A 20316-nucleotide genomic window follows, 5' to 3' on the forward strand; every position below is an offset into this window, starting at 1 on the left:
CTCCCCCCAGCAGACCACCATTTCCAGCCTGCTGACCCACGTGCGCCGTGGCGACATCGTCAATGTCCACTCGCTGCGCCGGGGAGCTGCCGAAGCCATCGAGGCCATCGCCCATGGCGACAAGCAGTCCTCCAGGGTGGTAGGGCGCACCATCGGCGAGATCGAATTACCCGCTGGCACTACCATTGGCGCTATCGTACGCGGCAAGGAAGTGTTGATCGCCCGCCGTGACGTGGTGGTCGAGAGCGATGACCACGTCATCATGTTTGTCGTCGACAAACGCAAGATCAAGGACGTCGAAAGATTGTTTCAAGTCGGGTTGTCATTCTTCTAAGACAGGAGAAGTACTGCTCCTAACCCATAAGAAGCATGCTCTGGCTCCAACTGCACATCCAGGATATTTTGCTGTTACATTGAGATCATACGCATGAAAAGCGCACATTGACCTCAACCTGCACTGGCATCCTGGATGTATCCAACCTTCATTGCCCACCCGCAGATCACGCAAGCTATCCAGAGCGAACACACTGGCTGGCTTGTTTTCCTGTCTTGGGTAGTGGCATTGACGACCGTCTACGCCTCAATCGTCATGAGCGAGCGCAGTCGTACTACCTATAGCGCTGGATATCGCCGACTTGGTTGGATAGGTGGTGGCTTGATGATGGGACTGGGGATCTGGAGCCTGCATATCACGGGCATGCTCGCTTATCAGTTTCCTTTCCCCGTGCACCATCGCCTTGGCCTGACTCTGACGGCATTGATCCCGGCAACCCTTGCAGGAGGGGTCGCTCAATATGCCATGTCACGCCCCTCTGCTCCTGTCTGGCAGCAGGCCATGGCTGGCTGCCTGTTCAGCCTTGGCATCGCCATTGTCCACTATGTTGGTTCCCTGGCCATTGACATGCCGGCAACGCTGTATCTGGCGATCCCCTCCACTATATTGGCATCCATAGCCGCACTGATCCTGGGAGCTGCCACCTTCGCGACCTTCCATGGCGCTCGGCAGTTGCCGACCTTCAAGGGGTTCAACATTGGCCTGATATTCATCGGTGTCATGATGGCCGCGGTGATGTACGGGATCCATTACCTCTACATGCATGCGGCGTATTTCCTGCCCTTGATCGAGGGAGTCAACCCTGAGCTTTTCTCCGATAATGATGCCTTGCTGGCAGCAATTGTCGCCGTCGTGTCCACGCTGCTTGCCATTGGAGCCCTGACGTCAGTCCTGGTCGAACGTAAACAACAGAACAGCATCAAGAACCTTCTGGACACTCAACATCGCCTGGAAGAAGTGCTTGATTCCATGCATGACGGCGTCATCCTGCTCGACAAGAGAGCCCGAGTGGTAATGTGCAACCACTCTTTCGAGTCACTCACCGGTCTCTGCCTTGCTGACCTGCAGAACCGTTCACTACTGCGCCTGAGTTCAGTGCTGCGTATTGACCATCAACGTGGCGATATCCTGCGTTCTCTACGTCAGAATGGCGTCTGGGTAGGAGACGTAGAGGTGCGCGCCATACAGGGCCACCGCTTGCCTGCCCGTCTGAGCATCAATCAGGTGCTGGCCGGCGATGGAGACTCCGGTGGTGATTCCACCAGCTATCTCACCAGCTATGATGCCTCCAGCTACACGGCATCTGGCCACAGTGTCACCGGCTACAATACGGCCAGCTACTACGTCGCCACACTGTCGGATACGACCGCACATCATGACGCACAGCGTCGACTGCACTATCAGGCTCACCACGACGCCCTGACTGGCCTGCCTAATCGAATAGCCTTGTGCGAACGCATCCAGTCCCTGCAACTGAGTAGTGGCGACTCTGGCCGTCATGTCATGCTGCTGCTGGTTGATATCGATAATTTCAAGGGTATCAATGGCTCTCTCGGCCAGGCGACGGGGGACCGTCTGCTCAGGGCCCTGGCAGCACGTTTGAAACCCTGGGCTCGCCATGCCAGCGACTTGGCAAGATTCAGCAGCAACGAGTTCGCGCTACTCTATGAAGGGCTGTCTGCCGACGTCGAGAAAGCCGAGGTCCAGGCTCGCACCAAGGCCAACAGTGTTCTGAATGCACTCAACGGCGACTACTCTCTCGCAGGTGAACGCCATACTTGCCGTGTCAGCGGTGGCTTTCTCACCTTCCGGGGTTCGCAATGGAGTTCGGAGGAACTGCTCAAATACACTGGGCTAGCCTTGCTGGACAGCAAGAGCGAAGGCACCCAACGCCCGAGTGCCTTTGCACCAGATATGGTTGAACGCATGAATTCACGCCTGCTCCTGGAGCGCCAGCTTCAAGATGCCATCCAAAGTGAGCAATTGCGTCTCTATCTCCAGGCCCAGGTTGATGACAGTGGCAAACTATTGGGTGCCGAGGCACTGGTTCGGTGGGAACATCCCGAGCATGGGCTCATTGCTCCCAGCGCGTTCATCGAAGTCGCCGAAGATACTGGTCAGATCGTCGAACTGGGTAGCTGGGTGCTGCGCCAGGCTTGCCACACACTGGCTGAATGGCAACGTCATCCAGGCCGTCGTCAGTGGCAGTTATCCGTCAATGTCAGCATGCGCGAGTTTCAGCGCCAGGACTTCATCGGTACGATACGCCAGACCCTCGAAACCAGCGGAGCGCCCCCTACCTGCCTGACCCTGGAACTTACCGAATCTCTGATGCTGGGGGATAACCACCCTGTCATTGATGTGCTCACGCAGTTGCGTGCCATTGGTGTGCGGCTTTCCATCGATGACTTCGGTACAGGGTATTCCTCCCTGTCCCACCTCAAGAGCCTGCCTCTGGATGTCTTGAAGATCGACAGCACTTTCGTCAGGGACCTGGATGACGACCCCAATACAGCGCCGATTGTAGAAACCATCATTACTCTGGCCAGAACGCTTGGGCTGGATGTCATTGCCGAGGGTGTCGAAACACCGCAACAGAGGCAGCGTCTGATCGAACTGGGCTGCCAGCGTTTCCAGGGTTATCTGTTCTCGGCCCCACTCCCGGTGGACGAATTCGTTGCACGTTTCGAAGCGGGCGACATCGCGCGTCCCCCGCCGCCCTCCTCGACGGGAACCAACACCTTGCGCTAAGCCTTCTGAATTTGGAGAGCGTGGAACTTGCATTGAGCGCTCCAACTGAGAAGATAGTGGCTCCTGTCCCAAGGCGCAGCCATTGCCATGTCCGAACCCCTCAATCACGATGACCAGCGTATGTCGCTCATTTCACCGGAAAGCCATGTCGAAGGCTTCCGCAAGGCGCGTGATGCGCGCCGCACTGAGCTCATCGAAGATTATGTGGAACTGATCTCGGACCTTATTGCCGACGGTGGCGAAGCTCGTCAGACCGACATTGCCCAACGTCTGGGCGTTGCTCAACCTACCGTTGCCAAGATGCTCAAACGCCTTGATGAAGAAGGCCTGATCATCAAGCGCCCCTATCGTGGTATTTTCCTGACCCCCAAAGGCGAGGCACTGGCCGACGCCAGCCGTCAACGCCATCGCATCGTCGAAGCCTTCCTGATCAAGCTCGGCATCACCCCGGAGACGGCTCGGGTCGATGCTGAAGGCATCGAACACCACGTCAGTGCCGAGACCCTGGCCGCTTTCGAGAAGTTTCTCTCCCAGTCCTGAATACGGCATCAATGATGTGCCATAGCCATCATTGATGCCTACCATAGTCGGAATCGACTTGACCCCAGTCGCCTTTCGCGGCAAAACTTAGCCAAGTCTATAAATCATAGCAAAGTGGTTGGATTGACTGCTCCCCCTGATCAACAAGCGCAACCACTTTTCGTACAAGGACTGAGGAGATCACCATGCGTCTGACCGCCCTATCAACACTCCTGGTCATGTTGGCCAGCACAGGCGTTTGGGCCAATACCACCGAAGCCTCCTCAGGTTCGCAAGCCCCGCTCAAGGACGATTCACAACCCCCGCTCAAGGCTGATTCCTCCCCCCCGCTCAAGGCTGTTGTCACCATCGGTATGCTGGGCGACGTGGTAAAGGAGATAGGGGGTGAGTGTGTGGCGGTGACGACCATGATGGGGCCGGGGGTGGATCCGCATCTTTATCAGGCCAGTGCGCGTGACATCCATCAGCTGGGCGAGGCGGAGTTGATCCTGTACAGCGGGTATGAGCTCGAGGGTCGCTTGAGCAAGGTGCTGAATGGTTTCTCTCACAGGAAACCCACCGTGGCCGTGAGTGAAGAGGCGATCCCGCAAGATGAAGTTATCCACAGCCAGGACAGCTATGGTGTCGACCCTCACCTGTGGATGGATTCGGCGCTATGGGCCAGAACCGTACCCGTGGTGGCCAAGGTACTCGGCAAGTATCGTCCGCAATGTGAAGACGCGATTCAGTCTCGGGCCGAGTCCTACACTGCTGAACTCAGCGCCCTGAACGACTGGATTCAGACCAGCGTCGCGAGCATTCCCGAGCAGCAACGCATTCTGGTGACAGCCCATGATGCCTTCAACTACTACGGCCGCGCCTACGATATTGAAGTCGCCGGCATTCAAGGCCTGTCCACCTCTACGGAAAGTGGCGTGGCAGACATCCGGCGCATGGCCAGGCTGGTAGCCCAGCGCCAGGTGCCCGCCATGTTTGTTGAAAGCACCATCAATCCCCGTACCGTTCAGGCCGTGATCGATGCCGCTGCGGATGCGGGCCACCAGGTCAACATCGGTGGAGAGCTGTATTCCGACGCCATGGGAGAGAATGGCACCGCCGATGGCACCTATATCGGCATGCTGGTGGCCAATACCCGAACCATCGTCGAGGCTCTGGGAGGACAACCATCCCCTCTCCCCGATGCCCTCGATGAATGGCAGCAGCGCTGGCGAGACGTAGAGACAAGAGGCGCAGACACATGAACGAGACACTCCACGAACCGAATCTCGCCCTGCACGTCGAGGACTTGACCGTCAGCTATCACGGCAAGCCAGTGCTGTGGGACATCGATTTCAATGTGCCGCCTGGTGTCATGGCCGCCATTATCGGTCCCAACGGCGCAGGCAAGAGCACGCTGATCAAGAGCGTGCTGGGCCTGGTGCCAAGCGTTGCCGGTCATATCACGCTGCATGGCCTCTCCTATCGCCGCGCCCGACGCCGGGTGGGATACGTTCCCCAGCGTTCCAGTGTCGACTGGGATTTTCCGACTACCGCCCTGGATGTGGTGATCATGGGGCTCTACGGCCGCCTGGGATGGCTGAAACGCCCCGGACGTCGTGAGCGCAGCGAGGCCATGCAGGCCCTGGAGATGGTCGGCATGCAGGACTTCGCCACACGCCAGATCAGCCAGCTGTCTGGCGGGCAGCAGCAACGTGTTTTCCTGGCCCGGGCCCTGGTGCAGAAAGCCGATGTGTATTTCCTCGACGAGCCCATGGCCGGCGTCGATGCGACGACGGAGCGCGCCATCGTCGATATCCTTCGTCGCCTGCGTGACGAAGGCAAGACCGTGATCGTCGTCCACCATGACCTGCAGACGGTACGCAGCTATTTCGATTGGCTGGTGATCCTCAACGTTCGCGTCATTGCCCAGGGACCTGTCGAGAAGATTTACACCGCCGAGCATCTGAGGCGTGCCTACGGCGGACAGATCGCCCTGCTCGATGATGTCCCCACGATCACCGATGATGCCACCTCAAGGGCAGAAACGGAGCCATTGTCATGACGCTGCTTTCCTTGCTGGGTGACTATACCCTGCAAAAGGTGGCAATCGGCGCTGCCTTGCTGGGACTGATCAGCGGAGTGCTTGGCAGCTTCGCCGTACTGCGCAAGCAAAGCCTGCTCGGCGACACGCTGTCGCATGCCGCTCTGCCAGGCGTGTGCCTGGGCTTCATCATTGCAGGGGGGCGTGAACTCGGCAGCATCCTGACCGGAGCCCTGATGACAGGTACCCTAGCCGCCCTGACCATGCTGTTGCTGACCCGCATGAGCCGCCTCAAGACAGACGCCGCCCTGGGTGTCGCCCTGAGCGTCTTCTTCGCCGTGGGCGTGGTCCTGCTGACCTATATCCAGGGAGGCAACAACGCCTCCCAAGGCGGCCTGGACTCCTTCCTGTTTGGCCAGGCTGCCGCCACGCTGACAAGTGACTTGTGGGTCATGGCAACCATCACCGCCATTGCCCTGGCGCTGGTCACGGTCCTGTGGAAAGAGTTCAAGCTGGTGTCTTTCGATCCCGAGTTCGCCGCCTGCAGCGGTTTACCGGTGGTATTGCTGGAAGCGACCATGACGGTGATGATCGCCCTGGCGGTGGTCGTCGGCCTGCAGATGGTCGGTGTCGTACTGATGGCGGCCATGATCATCGCACCCGCCGTAGCCGCCAGACAGTGGACCAAGCGCCTTGAACACATGGTGCTGCTGGCAGCTGCCTTTGGCATTGTCGGTGGCATGTGTGGGGCCGTCATCAGTGCCATGGGACCTGGCCTGGCTACCGGCCCGCTGATCATCCTCAGCCTGTCGCTGATCGTGGTGGTCTCGCTGTTATTGGCTCCTGGCCGCGGTTTTGCCTGGGAGCTGTACAAACTGCGCCGAGACCGGCGAACCCTGCGCACCCAGCAAGTCCTGACAACCCTGTATCGTCTGGCCCAGCACCACAGAGACCCGGCATTTCGTTCGGACCAAGGCATGGTCGATGCCTATCACGGCACCAATACTCGTAGCGCCCTGCAATACCTTGCAGGGAAAGGATGGGTCAGGTTCGAATCTCCTCATGCGGGCGATCCGGCCACCCAGCCGCACTGGGCCTTGACTGAGTCGGGACGCCACGAAGCCGAGCGCATCTTGACCGATCTGGAGGGGGCAAGCCGATGATCACCAGCCTGCTCGATACATTTTTCAACGACATCGACTTGATGATCATGCTCGTCGGTGCCCTGGTCGGTATTGCCTCCAGTCTGGTCGGCACCTTCCTCGTTCTGCGTGGCAGCAGCATGCTATCGGATGCCATCGGACATTCCATCGTGTTCGGCATCATTCTGGTATGGCTGATCACCCATCAGACCAGTGGCCCCTGGCAGATCCTCGGCGCGGCACTGACCGGGCTTCTGACCGTATTTCTCAGCGAACTGCTGATCAATACCCGCAAGGTCAAGGCAGATGCCGCCATCGGCCTGGTATTCCCGGTACTGTTCTCACTGGGCATCCTGCTGATCAATCTCTATGCCAGCGATGTGCACATCGACGCCCATACAGTGCTACTGGGCGAGATAGGCTTTGTCTGGCTCGACACACTGTCGATCGCGGGTCATGACGTGCCCCGGGCGATAGTGACCATGGGCAGCATGACGTTGATCAACGCGGCCTTCATCGGCTTGTTCTACAAGGAGCTCAAGCTCGCCACCTTCGATGCCCCCCTGGCCAAGGCATTGGGCTTTGCCCCAGGTATCCTGTTCTATGCGTTGCTGCTATTGACCAGCGGCACTGCAGTCGCCGCCTTCGATGCGGTAGGCGCCGTGCTGTTCGTGGCCTTTGTCATCGTGCCACCCTCCGCAGCCTATCTGCTCACCGACCGACTGTGGCTCATGTTCTTGTATGGCGCCCTGATCTCCGTGACTTCCAGCATCAGCGGCTACTATATGGCGGTATGGTGGGATGTTTCCATCGGCGGCATGATGGCGGTGATGACAGGCGTCTTTCTGTCTCTGGCCTTCCTCTTCGGACCTCGCTACGGCATGGCGGCACAGTGGCTTCGCCGACGCCAGCAACGTGCACTCAATGACAGCCGCACCCTCGCGGTACACCTTTACAATCATGAAGGTGGGCCGGAGCAGGATGTGGAAAACGTCACCCAGGCCCTGCGCGAACACCTGCTGTGGAGCAGTGTCCGCGCCAATCGCGTGGTGGAACGCTCCTGCCAACGCCAGTTGATCACGCTACAAGGCGAGCGCCTGGCGTTGACAGAAACCGGGCGCTACCTGGCCAGAGAGATCCTCGAGCCAGGACAGCACAACCATCGATAATTCATCAATACGACAGCAGGATAGCCTCAAGCCTTGAGGCTATCCGAGCCATCGCCAGATGGCTTCCCGGTATTTGGTAACGTGCTGGATGGCAGGGCATCGGCGCCCTCTCCCCCAGAGGAGCCATGCCCTTGGTCGTTACCCGGCTGTGCATAGAAAGCCAGGGCCTGATCCACATTCTTGGCCTCCACCATATGGCGGTAGGCAAAACCACGCGACTGCAACCGGTCTTCGTACCAGCCGTTGCCTTTGGCACACACCACCAGATGGAACGCCAGAAAGCCCAGGTTCGCCACGATGTTGGCCATCAGGGCATCCGCAGGTATGACCATGGCCACGACAATCGACGCCCCAATGATGGCAGCGACGAGCAGCCATAGTGTCTTGTAAAGCATCCAGAAGATGCCAAAGAAGAACGCGGGCCAGGACCACCCAACCTTGACCGCTTTCAACCCTTTGGTGGGGTGCTCATAAATCATGAATTGCTTCATGCGACGCTCCTTGTCGTAATCTGATAGCAAGAGTGAGATGAATCTGAGACTGTCTTATCGAGATACCTCAACCAGAGTGAACCGTGATATTGAACAACATCTCCTGCGACCAACCTATACCTCGATCAGCCGAACCTGATTGGGCGGCACTCGGCAACATTCCCATCACAGGGAGCGATGAACCGCTGGTTCCCGTCAGTCTGGCCCCTGCACCGTTAAAAGTATACCCAGCCTATGCTCGCATGGGCATTCCGGGGGCGATCAATGAATGTCATCTACGTGAGGGGGTATATCGACGCCTGTTGGCGGTGGCACGCTCTCTACCTCCCGGACTGACATTGCTGGTGCTGGATGGCTGGCGTCCATGGCGCGTGCAGGAATACTTGTTCGAGGCCCTGTCGGAAGCCATCCGCGAGATACATCCAGCCATCAGTGACGACGAACTGCTCGAGCGCACCCGTGAATTCGTGGCACTGCCCAGCCAGTCCGCCGACGCCCCCAGCCCTCACCTGACAGGAGGCGCAGTAGACGTGACGCTGTGTGATGCAGATGGCCTGCCACTGCCCATGGGAACGCTCTTCGATGCCGTCCTTCCCACTTCGCATACTGCGGCGTTCGAAAACCGCACCGGACTCAACGATGACGAACGTGCAGCACGCGACAACCGACGCTTGCTGTATCACGCCATGACAGCTCAGGGCTTTACCAACCTGCCCAGCGAATGGTGGCATTTCGACTTCGGCGATCAACTATGGGCTCACTACAGTGGTCAGAGTGAGGCTCTGTACGGTCCGACGGAGCCGGATAGCATGGAAAGCCGCTGGAGGCGCCAGCTCCAACAGCAGGCTCAGGATAAAGACGGCAGATGACCATGATACGTATCGCCACCCTCGGCCCTGCCGACAGCAATCATGCCTTTGTCTTGTCACACTATCTGGAACAACGTGGGCTGCAAGGCAGCGAGGTCATCCTGATCAATGACTTCCCCCAGGCATTTGCTGATCTGGAGAAAGGCCACTACGACTACCTGCTGCAGGTCAGTGCTCATTTCAGCCATGGCGATTGTGTCGGCCACTTCATGCACCGTGTCTTTCCCGTCGACACCTTCATTGCTGCCAGTCGCCCGTTGGCCCTTGTCGCTCGACGTGGTGTCGATCAGCCCACTAGCGTGCTGCGCCAGCCGGCCACGCGCTATTACACTGACCTGCGCCAATGGCAGGAAATCGATGCCTCGACTACGGTAGAAGCCTTGGAGCGCTTACGCGCCGGCCAGGCCGATGCCGCGATTGTGGCCGAAGACGCGGTCGAACGCTTCAGCGACGAACTGACCTGCCTGCGCCATCTGGGCGCAGCATTGGATACTTGGGTGCTGTACGCCAATCGACCGCTATCCACCCAAAACCCATCATCCCGACTGTCCCTGCATGACAACCCTGCCCTGCAGGAACATTTCAATACGGTGCGGCGATGACTCCCGCACCCGCCAGGACCAGCAGGGCCCGAAGCATGGGATGGAAACGTCCAATCAGGCCATAGGACAACGCACCAAGGCCCACCAGCACAGCCAGACTGGTCGCTACCGCGCGCAGCGGATCATCACCCAGCGCCAACAGTGCGGGGTGGGCGACCATGGCCAATGGAATCACATAGAGCCCCACCCCCAATGCCATTGCCTTGGCCGCCACCTTGAGCCAGTTCTCATCGGCCATGCCTGCCGCAATGAAGACCGCACCACATACCGGAGGCGTGATGGTCGACAGCAGCGCGAACCAGAACACGAACAGATGCGCCGTCAACAACGGCAGGCCCAGCTCGGTCAAGGCTGGCCCCGCAACAGACACACAGATGACATAGGCCGCCGTGGTCGGCACTTCCATGCCGAGGATCAGGCAGGCCAGCGCAGTCAGCAGCAGTGCCGGCCATAGCGCCCCACCTGACAGCCCCAGAATACCGGACGTCACCTTGACGCCCAGGCCGGTGATAGCCAGCACCCCGATCACCAGCGAGGCACACAGGATGATGGAACCGATAGTGGCAATCTGGCGGCCGGCAATGACAACAGCTTCGGCCAAGCGCGCAAGGAATGCGCTCCCGGAGACCTCCAGCCTGGCATTCAGGAACAACAGGGCAACGCCGACGAAGATAGCGACGCTGGCGGCGTACTGAGGCGTGTTGCCTGCATGAAAGATTCGTTCCAGCAACACCGCAAAAGGCAATGCGAAGAACAGCGCCGTCATCGCGACATCGCGCCCTGCCGGGCGGTCCTCGGCCGCCACCGGACGCAGGTCATGACGCGTGGCAAAGGCATTGATGCCTAGCCATACCGCGGCAAAGTACAACCCTGCCGGCAGCAAGGCAGCGGCCATGATGGAGGTATAGGGTGTCCCGGTCAGTTCCACCATGACAAAGGCTCCCGCCCCCATCAACGGCGGCATGATCTGGCCTCCCGAAGACGCCACCGCTTCCACCGCAGCCGCCAGGGAACGTGGATACCCCAGCCTGGCCATCGAAGGAATGGTGATCGCCCCAGTCGAGGCGACATTGGCCGATGCCGAGCCGGAAATCGAACCCATCAAGGCCGATGAGATCACCGAGACCTTGGCCCCGCCACCGGTCAGGCGTCCGGCCACGGCGCCAGCCAGGTTCATGAAGCCCTTGCCTGCTTCTCCCGCATTCAATACAGCGCCAAAGATGACAAAGATTGCCACGACGCCAACGCTGACCGCCGTGAGCTCTCCCCACAGCCCACTTTCCGCAATGGTCAGCGAACCAACGAAACTGCCCATCGGCAACCCTGGGTGGCCGAACTCTCCGGGGATGTATTGACCGAATGCGCCATAAGCCAGGGCCACGAGCGTGACCAGTGGTAGTGGCCAGCCAATCGCCCGGCGGGCTGCTTCCAGCACCACCACGATCAGCAGGCCGCCCATCGTCATCTGCCATGGGCTATCGATGAAGCCATACTGCTCGGCCAGCACCTGCTGGTTAAGGGCAATCCATGCACAGGCGGCAACCGCCAATACGCTGAGCACCAGGCCACTGATACGCTGGTTACGGGTGCGGGCCGTAAACACCAATACCCAAGGCACAATCAGTGCCATGTGCAGTGGCCGGCTGACCAGTGCCGGTGTCAGGCCATAGAAGATCAGGCCAAGATGAAAAAGGACCGAGACACTGCCAAGCAGCACCCATGACCAATGCGTGGGTGTGGCGGCAACATCGGTGGATGGCGATGTTGCCACTTCAGATTGCGTAGCACTCATGAGATTCACAAAAGATCAGAAAAGTATTTGCCCTCAGCGCAGCGCTTCGGGCACCTCGATACCGGCCTCATCGTAGTAGCGCAACGCCCCCGGATGCAGCTTGCCTTCCAGGTTGGCCAGCATCTGTGGACGGATACCGCCCCACCACGGAGATGTCTCGGCCATTGCCTCGCGCCGCTCCCAGAAGGTCTTGGTCAGGGTGTAGGCCGTATCATCGTCCATTGCCGTCGTGGCATAAGCCACCACCGGCAGTGACGTGGTCAGTACATCCTGATCGATGCCCGCATAAGTGCCGGCAGGAATCACCTGCGGTGTGGCCCCGGTCTGCTCCACCTGCGATTCAGAGAATGACACCAACCCGACAGCATGGCTGGCGGCGGTTTCGATGACATTGGGTGCAGGGAAGGAACTGGCCGTCGCATAGGCATCGATCTGGCCATTCTTCAGCGCATCAGGCGCACTGCCAACATCCGCATTATCGACATCTACCTTGTCTGTCAGTCCGAACAGGTCCAGATAGCGGGCCGCCTCGCGAGCGCCAAAAGACCCCTGGCCAATCAGCAGGTGCTTGCCCGCCAGGTCCTCCAGCGACACCACATCCTGTTCGCCAGACACGACGAAATGCATGGTCAGCGATGGGATCGGGAACAGGGCACGAATATCCTGGAAGCGCGGGCTCTGGCGCTTCTCGAATGGGCCGCTGGACGCTCTGGCCTTGCTTACCAGCCCAGGCGGCGCAGTGAAGACATAATTGCCCGGGCGCGCCATGACTTCCATGACGTTCTGCACCGACCCTTGGCTTTCTTCCAGTGTCAGCGTCATGCCGCCATCGGTACCTTGCTTGATAGACTCCGCCAGTTCCACGCCCATCTGGTAATAGGCCGTTCCCGCGGATGCGGATTTGTAGGTCAAGCGCGTATCAGCCTGAGCATTCAGGGATATGGTCAATGCAGCGGCCCCCAGCAGAGCGCCCGCGACTGCCTTCAGGCGTGGAAGTTGCAGCATGCTATCTCCATTATTTCAGTCGTTATTGTCTTGGCCCCGTCAGGGCTCCAGTATCCAGCGCAGCCAGCATAGCCACGGTGTATTCAGCGCCCGCCTTCTTGCGGGCCATCTTCGCGAGGCATTGGGTGGTCTTCGCCGATGCCAGTATTGACATCCTCGCGTCCGGCTCGCAAATCACGGTACACCGCCGTCCTGGTGATCAGCATCGCCGAGATCGGCGCAGTCATGGCAATGAATATCGGAACGAGTATCTCATGCGGCAAGGCCGGCCCTTTAGCCACAAGAAAAAGCAGCACCGATGCGAGTAGAAGCGCGCCAGAACCCACAGTGGAAATGACTGCCGGCCCGTGCATGCGCTGATAGAAACTCGGTAGACGCAATATGCCCAAGGCACCGATCAGCACTACTACTCCACTGAAGATCATCAACACCATGATGGCCACCACGGCGACGATAGGTAAGGAATCAACTGACGCAATCATTCGATGATCTCTCCACGCATCAGGAACTTGGTCAACGCGATGGTGCTTACAAAGCCGGACAACGCAATGAGTACTGCTACGTTGAAGTAGACTAGGCGCCCGAACATGATGCCCAGCGCAACGGCCAGCAGCATGACGCAGATCCACAGCGTATCAAGGGCAACGACACGATCTTGTGCAGCAGGCCCGATCAGCAGCCGGAAAGTGCAACACAGCATCGACAGCACCAGGCAGGTCAGCGTGAAGATACACACGATCGTCCATAATAGTGCCATCACTCTTCTCCTCGCGGAGGCTCGAAGATTTCCATCAACGGTTTCTCGTAACGCGTCTTGATCGTATCGATCCACCATTGCTCGTCGTGTAGATCAAGCACGTGCAGTGACAGGTCACCTGATTTTGGCAGGATTTCGATCCAGACGGTTCCTGGTGTCGAATTGACCAGTGCCGCCATCACTGCCAAACCATACGGATCCTGAATATCAAGGGGCACGCGAATGAATCGCGAATTCAGATGAGGTGATCGACGTGTGACAATGATCCAGCACACCGCAATGCACGAGCGCACAATCTCGATCATCACCCAGATCAATAGCCTGAAGAACCGCCTGGGTCGATAGATGCGGACCCGGGATTCCGGCAATAGATTCCCTGCGAGTCTTGGAGCAACAATTGCCAGAACCGCTCCCATCACCCAGGTTCCCGGAGCAATGCTCTGATTGAGCAATAACCACATCAGCAGCAGGAATAGCGACAACAGCGGTGTAGGCAACCATGCCCTCATGTGTCACCTCCTGACGCTCTTGTGGCTACCTGGTTATCCATCACCGTTGACTGATAATGCTGCGGTACAAGCAGGCCATCGGCTGTGCGCTCGAGGTATCCCATCACCTGCCCGGCTTGCACTGTCAGCCCGATAAATACAAGTAGCAGCGCTACTATCGGTACCGCTTCGCTAACCGACAGACGTACTGATGTCGTGATATTCGTCGCCCAGAAGGTACGCACTCCAAAGCGCATCAACGAGATGATCCCCGTCAGTCCCGATACCACAATCAGCACGATTAAAAGCCAGATCAAGGTGTTGGCAATTCCACTACTGGCTAGTTCGACCAATGCCCGTAGCAAGCTGAACTTGGCGATGAAACCTGACAACGGAGGAAACCCCGTGATCATCAATGCACAACCGATAAACGCAATACCGAGAAAAGCCAACGCTGCAGGAATCACCACGCCCACAGGTTCTGAGGGTTTATCCTCTACGGCAAACGCCTCCATGGTCAGCGCGAGCATGGCCGATGCCGGTGTGCGCAAGCGGTTGACAATCTCCGTCAATAGCATGAATGCCGCAATCGCCAGAGTCGACCCTATCAAGTAGAACAGTGCACCCGCCAACAAGTCAGCATCACCAAAAGACACTACCGACAGCAATATGCCAGAGGAGATGATCGCCCCATATCCGGCAATAGGTGCGGGCTCCTGACTGGCCAACATGCCAAACGTGCCGAAGGCGATCGTCGCCATACCGCTCCACAGCAGAAATTCTCCACCAAACCCCTGCAGGACCGCAGGCGCATCCGCGAACAGCAGCAGCCATAGACGCAGCACTGCATAGAGACCAATCTTGGTCATCAACACCAGCATGGCCGCAACCGGTGGCGATGCCGCAGCATAAGTCTGAGGTAGCCAAAACCCCAGTGGCCAGGCAGCTCCCTTGGTCAGAAAAGCAAGCACCAATATCCCGCAGCCGACCTTGAGCAGAACATAATCGTCAGGCGATAGCGTTGCGATCTGCATCGCCATGTCGGTCATGTTCAGCGTTCCGGTGGCCGCATACAGCAGCGACACTCCGATCAAGAAAAAGAAGGAAGCGACCAGGTTGATCACAATGTAGTGAAGCCCGGCCCGCAAGCGCTGTGAGTTATAACCATGAAGAACGAGCCCATAGGAAGCCGCCAGCATCACCTCGAAGAACACGAAAAGATTGAACAGGTCATGTGTCAGGAAAGCTCCATTCATCCCCATCAGCAAAAACTGAAACAAGGAATGAAAGTGCACACCGATGCGGCTCCAGCGTGATTCGGCGTAAAGCAGTGCGCACACCGCCATTCCTGATGCCATCAGCACCATCAGCGCACTCAAACGGTCGACCAGCAACACAATCCCGAACGGCGCAGGCCAATCCGCAATAAAATGAAGGCCGATACCAAGAGGCAAGGTGCCGCTATCAACCTGCCACAACAGCATTGCTGCCGCTGCCAGTACCACCAGTGTCGTGACCAGATTGAGTCCAAACTTGAGTCGATGGTGACGCTCAGACAGCAGAATCAGGACTGTCGCGGAGAACAGCGGCACCAGAATGGGGACCATAAGCAGATACTGTTGCCACAACGTCATCGCTTCGGCTCCTTGCCATCGACATGGTCCGTGCCGTTAACTCCTCTCGATCCCAGCAGCACCACCAGGAATAACGCAGTGGTGGCGAAACCAATCACGATCGCCGTGAGCACCAGGGCCTGTGGCAGAGGATCAGCATACTGGCTCAAGTCTGTCGGCACGCCATTGAGCGTCAGGGGAGGTTTGTCGACCCACAGTCGCCCCATGGTGAAGATGAACAAGTTGACCGCATATGAGGCCAGCAGCAGCCCGATGGTGACCTGGTAAGTACGTGGCCGAAGCAACAGCCAGACTCCAGAACCGAATAACACTCCGATGGCGATGGCAATCACGACTTCCATGGGCTGTCTCCTGGCGTCAAATCGGTTGGCTTCAACGGCACCTCCAGCTCCAGAGGTGCCGCACGATGACTACGTACCGACTGGTGGGCCAGTGCGACCAGAATCAGCATGGTTGCACCAACCACTACGCCAAATACACCCAGATCAAAAATGAAAGCACTGGGCAGATGGATTTCACCAAATATTGGCAATGTCACATGAGCCATATGCGTGGTCAGAAACGGGTAACCGAACGCTACAGCTCCCAATCCGGTCAACCCAGCCAATAGCAGACCGATGGCAAGCCAGCGATGTGGTTGCATGCGATGATGCGTCTCAACCCAATGCGTTCCTCCGAGGATGTACTGCAGAATCAACCCGGTCGCAAAGATCAACCCGGCGATGAACCCACCACCGGGCAAGTTATGACCACGCAGAAAGAAGAATGCCGACACAACACCGATGATCGGCAACAGCAATCGTATGTATATGCCGGGAATCTTCAGATAGCCGTGCTCGACATGGTGTGCAGGGGTTGTTCCAGATGCCGGGTCGGCTGGGTTGCGTTGCTGCGAAGGCGTCACCATGCTCTCTGGTGCTGGCCGAAAGCGCCGCAACAGGGCATATACCGTCAGCGCGACAATCGCCAGAACACTGATCTCGCCGAGCGTATCGAAACTGCGAAAATCCACCAACAGCACGTTGACGACGTTGCTACCTCCTCCACCGGGCAATGCCTGGGTCAGATAGAAGTCGGATACTTGCGACGAAGCCACTGGATGCACCAGCACCAGATAGCTGATGAGGCTCATCGCCGTGCCTGCAGCGATGGCCACAATCAAGTCACGCCCACGTCGCAGTCGACGCCACCCTCGCCCTTCGTCACCCACAACAAAGGCTGTCAACCGAGGCGGCAACCATCGCAACCCCAGCAGAATAAGTATCGTCGTCACCGACTCGACCAACAGTTGTGTCAGCGCCAAATCCGGAGCTGATAACCACAAGAAGGTGATACAGGTCGCTGCCCCCGTCGCGCCGGTCAGCCCAAGCGCCGCCAGACGGTGGTACTTGGCCAGCCAAGCCGCGGCGATGGCGCAACCGCCACCCACCAACCAAAGAAATGCGAAGAGCACCGCATCCCATGACATGGGTACCTGCCAGTTGATCGTTGGCCGACCGAATGCCATGACAACCACCGCGATCATTACCACCACGGCACACAGCAATTGAGACTGCAGACGGCGTGTTCCCAGCAGCGACTCGGCTCTTTTGGCCAACCGCGAGAGATTGAGCATCATCGATTCGTATAACTGCTTGCCACTAAGATAATGGAGCAGTGGCACACGGTCGCGCTGGGATAGGTGGAAGCGGCGGCGCAACAGGATGTAGAACAGGACACCGCCTCCCAACGCAACCACACTCATCAACAACGGAAGGTTGAAGCCATGCCAAACCGACAGGCTATAATCTGGAGTGCGCGCCCCCAGTACCGATATCACTACCTCATCCAGTAACCAGCCAATACTCACCCCAGGAATGACCCCAACGACCAGGCACGCCAACACCAGCAATTCGATGGGAAAGCGCATCCAGCGGACTGGCTCGTGAGGCGCGCGTGGAAGATCCTCGGCCGCCGGGCCGAAGAATACATGGATGAAGCGTAATGAGTACGCGACGCTGAACATTCCCATCACCACTGCCGCGATCGACATCGTCCAATTCTCGGCCGACCCCACCAACAGCGTCTCAGCGAAGAACATCTCCTTGGACAGGAAGCCGTTGAGTAATGGCACACCCGCCATCGCTGCGCTGGCGACGATCGCCAACGTTGCAGTGATTGGCATATGGCGTCTCAATCCACTGAGCTGGCGAATATCTCTGGTACCAGTCTCGTGATCAATGATTCCCACAGCCATGAACAACGAGGCCTTGAAGGTAACGTGATTGATGGTGTGGAAAATCGCAGCCACCACCCCAAGCGGAGACCCAATACCCAGCAACACAGTAATCAGGCCAAGATGACTAATCGTCGAATACGCCAACAGCCCCTTGAGATCGTGCTGAAATATGGCGATAAAGGCGCCCAGCAACAGTGTGCACGCACCAGCTCCAGCGATCAGCCAGAACCATTCAGGCGTACCACCGAGCACCGGCCAGAAACGCATCAGTAAAAAGATGCCAGCCTTGACCATTGTTGCCGAGTGCAAATAGGCAGAAACCGGCGTCGGAGCCGCCATGGCATGCGGCAACCAGAAATGGAATGGAAACTGAGCACTTTTGGTCAATGCGCCAAGAGCCACCAGTGTCAGAATCGGCACATACCAAGGGTGTTCTCTCAGTGTCTCTCCCGAGGCCAGTATGTCACTGAGTTCGTAACTACCTACGACATGCCCCATCAGCACGACACCCACCAACAGACAGAGTCCGCCCGACGCAGTCACCGTCAGCGCCATGCGTGCGCCGCGGCGTGCATCTGCCCGGTGATGCCAGTAACCGATCAGCAGAAACGAAGTCAGGCTGGTGAGTTCCCAGAACACCACCATCTGAATGACATTGCCGGAAAGCACCACGCCCAGCATCGATCCCATGAACGCCATGAGAAAGGCGAAGAATCTAGGCACTGGATCCTTCGGCGACATGTAGTAACGCGCGTAGAGCACAACCAACAGGCCAATGCTGAGTATCAACATGCAGAACAGCCAGGCCAGGCCATCCATGCGCAGTGAGAACGACAACTCCAGGGCAGGAACCCATTCAGCGCTGTATGCGACAGACTGCCCCTGTGACACGGCTCCAAACTGGCTGGCTGCCATCACCCAGGCAATCAATCCAGTCGCCCCAGCCAGCCAGGTTTCACGGTTACGCGCATTGGCCGGCATACACGCCGCGACAATACAGGCGATAAACGGTAGAGCGATCAGGGCAATGAGGAGCATGTCATGATCTCGATTCAGTTAGGGACGGCGCTAGAGACCTCGAGTACAACGGGTAACGATGGGTTTATTATTGAGACAGCATACCTGTTAAGACCAAAAAGATCTATAAAAACTACCTTTAGTCCTAAAAGATATAAAAGATCAAATATTTCGCCACTTGCAGCTCCTCAGCCTCATGACGTTGTCATGCACCAGAAGCTCCATCTTCTGGCGAAGTGGTAGCGAACCTTCCCAAGGTTCCTGGAAATGAAAAAGCGGGCCCAGTGGACCCGCTTGTCTATTTTTCAGAACGACAAGGATCTCAGTTTAATGCGTGGCTCAGCACCTTGAGCACCGATGACTTGGGTTTGAGCGATAGCTGCTGATGCAGACGTTCGGAAAGTTCTCGCAAGGAAATCAACCCACGGATCTGCTGGTGTTCATTATCCCGCACCAGACAGTAAGGTTCGCCAGCTTCCTGCAAGGTAGCCACCAGATCCGCAACAGTGGCCTTGGCCAGATCATGGTAATCAAGGGCAGGCATGCCAGCACGAGGCACCATCAGATCGGCAGCTGTCAGGCTATCACGGTCAATACCCAGGGTGGCTTGTGCCACGAGCAGGCTCTGTTCCGAAAGGCGTCCTTGGGTGAGTAGCCCGATAAAATCACGGCGATGGTCAACCACCAGTTTGCTGTCCACATCCTCTGTTGTCATCAGCCTGGCCACCCAGAGCGCTGGAGTCGTAGCACTCACAGCATGGGGACGGTGTTGGCGGAAGTCCGTCATGAGGCTCAGCGCAGGAGAATCTCGCTCTATATCGTCGAATTCCAGAGGTGTTACCAAATGATCAGTCACATCAAGCTTTGATAGGGGTAAGGTTTTCATACAGTAGCCTCTACAGTGCCCACATTCTGTGAGGGGGCATCAATCAATACCGGCTTGTTCTCAAGCCGAAATGTCAGGGAGAGATCAGAGGTACTGTGGAGGCGCTCGGATGGAATGAGCTGAGCGGTAACGCCCGCTATACGTCAGGGGGAGTGATGCTACGCCCGACGCCCGAGCGGTGCAGCAGGCAAGGAGAACGAAATCGGTGAGCGCTTCGTTGTTTTCGTTCCCTTCACCGGATAACGCTGTCGTTGAGCAGGTATTGTCGTACGTGAATGCCGTCACAGCCTTGTTCGAGGCGCGAGCACCTTCTTCGGCCGCGAATACGGTCGGCAAGGTGCTCCAGAAGAGCAAGGCTGTCAGACAGGCGATCAGGATACGTTGCAAAGGCAGCAGGTCCTTCAAAATGAACGTGTGATACCCAAATTCAAGTTAAAGCAGTGATCGCAATAGCACAAGAGAGTTCTGTTTCCGCCCGAGCCATCCACTATCTGCCGTTTTCTATTCCACCAGGTAATAGAGCAATAGAACCAACCAGGTGCCTGACGCCTGACAGGCCACGTCGCTACGAAAGGTTCTGATGCGTCGGAACTGGCCAGCT

19 protein-coding genes are annotated in these 20316 nt (G+C 57.7%); 9 read left to right on the top strand and 10 right to left on the bottom strand.

Features of this window, described 5'->3' with window-relative positions:
• The 7 genes from Q1K07_RS17325 to Q1K07_RS17355 all read left to right on the top strand — a co-directional run.
• The coding region (locus tag Q1K07_RS17325; protein WP_300313861.1) for a TrkA C-terminal domain-containing protein at window positions 1–334 on the top strand (334 nt) is incomplete at its 5' end.
• A 135-nt stretch (window positions 335–469) separates the two neighbouring features.
• Window positions 470–3085: an EAL domain-containing protein gene (locus tag Q1K07_RS17330; RefSeq protein ID WP_300313864.1), complete on the top strand. Its 2616-nt coding sequence runs from the start codon at window positions 470–472 to the stop codon at window positions 3083–3085.
• An 87-nt stretch (window positions 3086–3172) separates the two neighbouring features.
• On the top strand, window positions 3173–3625 hold the full coding sequence (gene mntR / locus Q1K07_RS17335; RefSeq protein WP_300313866.1) for a manganese-binding transcriptional regulator MntR: 453 nt from the start codon (window positions 3173–3175) through the stop codon (window positions 3623–3625).
• A 185-nt stretch (window positions 3626–3810) separates the two neighbouring features.
• Entirely contained in the window at window positions 3811–4866 is a 1056-nt protein-coding gene (locus Q1K07_RS17340) for a zinc ABC transporter substrate-binding protein (protein ID WP_300313869.1), read from the top strand.
• Window positions 4863–5666, top strand: coding sequence for a metal ABC transporter ATP-binding protein (locus tag Q1K07_RS17345; RefSeq protein WP_300313871.1), 804 nt, complete (start codon window positions 4863–4865; stop codon window positions 5664–5666). Before Q1K07_RS17340 ends, Q1K07_RS17345 begins: the two co-directional genes overlap by 4 nt.
• Complete coding sequence (locus tag Q1K07_RS17350) at window positions 5663–6808, top strand: metal ABC transporter permease (RefSeq protein ID WP_300313873.1); 1146 nt, start codon at window positions 5663–5665, stop codon at window positions 6806–6808. Before Q1K07_RS17345 ends, Q1K07_RS17350 begins: the two co-directional genes overlap by 4 nt.
• Window positions 6805–7956: a metal ABC transporter permease gene (locus tag Q1K07_RS17355; RefSeq protein WP_300313875.1), complete on the top strand. Its 1152-nt coding sequence runs from the start codon at window positions 6805–6807 to the stop codon at window positions 7954–7956. The genes Q1K07_RS17350 and Q1K07_RS17355 overlap by 4 nt, the downstream gene beginning before the upstream one ends.
• Window positions 7957–7982: 26 nt before the next feature.
• On the opposite strand, the gene Q1K07_RS17360 is transcribed toward Q1K07_RS17355, so the two are convergent.
• Window positions 7983–8447 (bottom strand): DUF2628 domain-containing protein, encoded by a 465-nt coding sequence (locus Q1K07_RS17360; RefSeq protein ID WP_300313878.1) that lies wholly within the window; start codon window positions 8445–8447, stop codon window positions 7983–7985.
• 83 nt (window positions 8448–8530) lie between these two features.
• Between Q1K07_RS17360 and Q1K07_RS17365 the strand changes: the two genes are divergently transcribed.
• Window positions 8531–9316, top strand: a complete 786-nt coding sequence (locus Q1K07_RS17365) for a M15 family metallopeptidase (protein WP_300313881.1) — start codon at window positions 8531–8533, stop codon at window positions 9314–9316.
• Window positions 9313–9918, top strand: a complete 606-nt coding sequence (locus Q1K07_RS17370) for a hypothetical protein (RefSeq protein WP_300313883.1) — start codon at window positions 9313–9315, stop codon at window positions 9916–9918. Before Q1K07_RS17365 ends, Q1K07_RS17370 begins: the two co-directional genes overlap by 4 nt.
• Here the strand turns inward: Q1K07_RS17370 and Q1K07_RS17375 are convergent.
• The 9 genes from Q1K07_RS17375 to Q1K07_RS17415 all read right to left on the bottom strand — a co-directional run bounded on the left by Q1K07_RS17375 (window position 9899) and on the right by Q1K07_RS17415 (window position 19715).
• Window positions 9899–11710, bottom strand: a complete 1812-nt coding sequence (locus Q1K07_RS17375) for a TRAP transporter fused permease subunit (RefSeq protein ID WP_300313885.1) — start codon at window positions 11708–11710, stop codon at window positions 9899–9901. The two genes, Q1K07_RS17370 and Q1K07_RS17375, sit on opposite strands and share 20 nt — an antisense overlap.
• A gap of 33 nt (window positions 11711–11743) precedes the next feature.
• A complete protein-coding gene (locus Q1K07_RS17380; protein WP_300313888.1) occupies window positions 11744–12715 on the bottom strand; it encodes a TAXI family TRAP transporter solute-binding subunit in 972 nt (323 codons plus the stop codon).
• A gap of 83 nt (window positions 12716–12798) precedes the next feature.
• The gene (mnhG, locus tag Q1K07_RS17385) at window positions 12799–13197 is read right to left on the bottom strand and encodes a monovalent cation/H(+) antiporter subunit G (RefSeq protein WP_300313891.1); all 399 of its coding nucleotides are present in this window, start codon (window positions 13195–13197) and stop codon (window positions 12799–12801) included.
• On the bottom strand, window positions 13194–13472 hold the full coding sequence (locus tag Q1K07_RS17390; RefSeq protein ID WP_300313894.1) for a K+/H+ antiporter subunit F: 279 nt from the start codon (window positions 13470–13472) through the stop codon (window positions 13194–13196). Before Q1K07_RS17390 ends, mnhG begins: the two co-directional genes overlap by 4 nt.
• Window positions 13472–13981 carry a Na+/H+ antiporter subunit E gene (locus tag Q1K07_RS17395; RefSeq protein WP_300313897.1) on the bottom strand — a complete coding sequence of 170 codons (510 nt, stop codon included), beginning with the start codon at window positions 13979–13981 and terminating at the stop codon, window positions 13472–13474. The genes Q1K07_RS17390 and Q1K07_RS17395 overlap by 1 nt, the downstream gene beginning before the upstream one ends.
• Window positions 13978–15594, bottom strand: coding sequence for a monovalent cation/H+ antiporter subunit D (locus Q1K07_RS17400; protein WP_300313900.1), 1617 nt, complete (start codon window positions 15592–15594; stop codon window positions 13978–13980). Before Q1K07_RS17400 ends, Q1K07_RS17395 begins: the two co-directional genes overlap by 4 nt.
• Complete coding sequence (locus tag Q1K07_RS17405) at window positions 15591–15935, bottom strand: Na+/H+ antiporter subunit C (protein WP_300313903.1); 345 nt, start codon at window positions 15933–15935, stop codon at window positions 15591–15593. The genes Q1K07_RS17400 and Q1K07_RS17405 overlap by 4 nt, the downstream gene beginning before the upstream one ends.
• On the bottom strand, window positions 15923–18850 hold the full coding sequence (locus Q1K07_RS17410; protein WP_300313905.1) for a monovalent cation/H+ antiporter subunit A: 2928 nt from the start codon (window positions 18848–18850) through the stop codon (window positions 15923–15925). Before Q1K07_RS17410 ends, Q1K07_RS17405 begins: the two co-directional genes overlap by 13 nt.
• 301 nt (window positions 18851–19151) lie before the next feature.
• A complete protein-coding gene (locus tag Q1K07_RS17415) occupies window positions 19152–19715 on the bottom strand; it encodes a hypothetical protein (protein ID WP_300313908.1) in 564 nt (187 codons plus the stop codon).
• Window positions 19716–20316 lie beyond the last annotated feature (601 nt).

Origin of the sequence: Halomonas sp. (genome assembly GCF_029263665.1) — a bacterium.
Lineage (GTDB): Bacteria > Pseudomonadota > Gammaproteobacteria > Pseudomonadales > Halomonadaceae > Halomonas.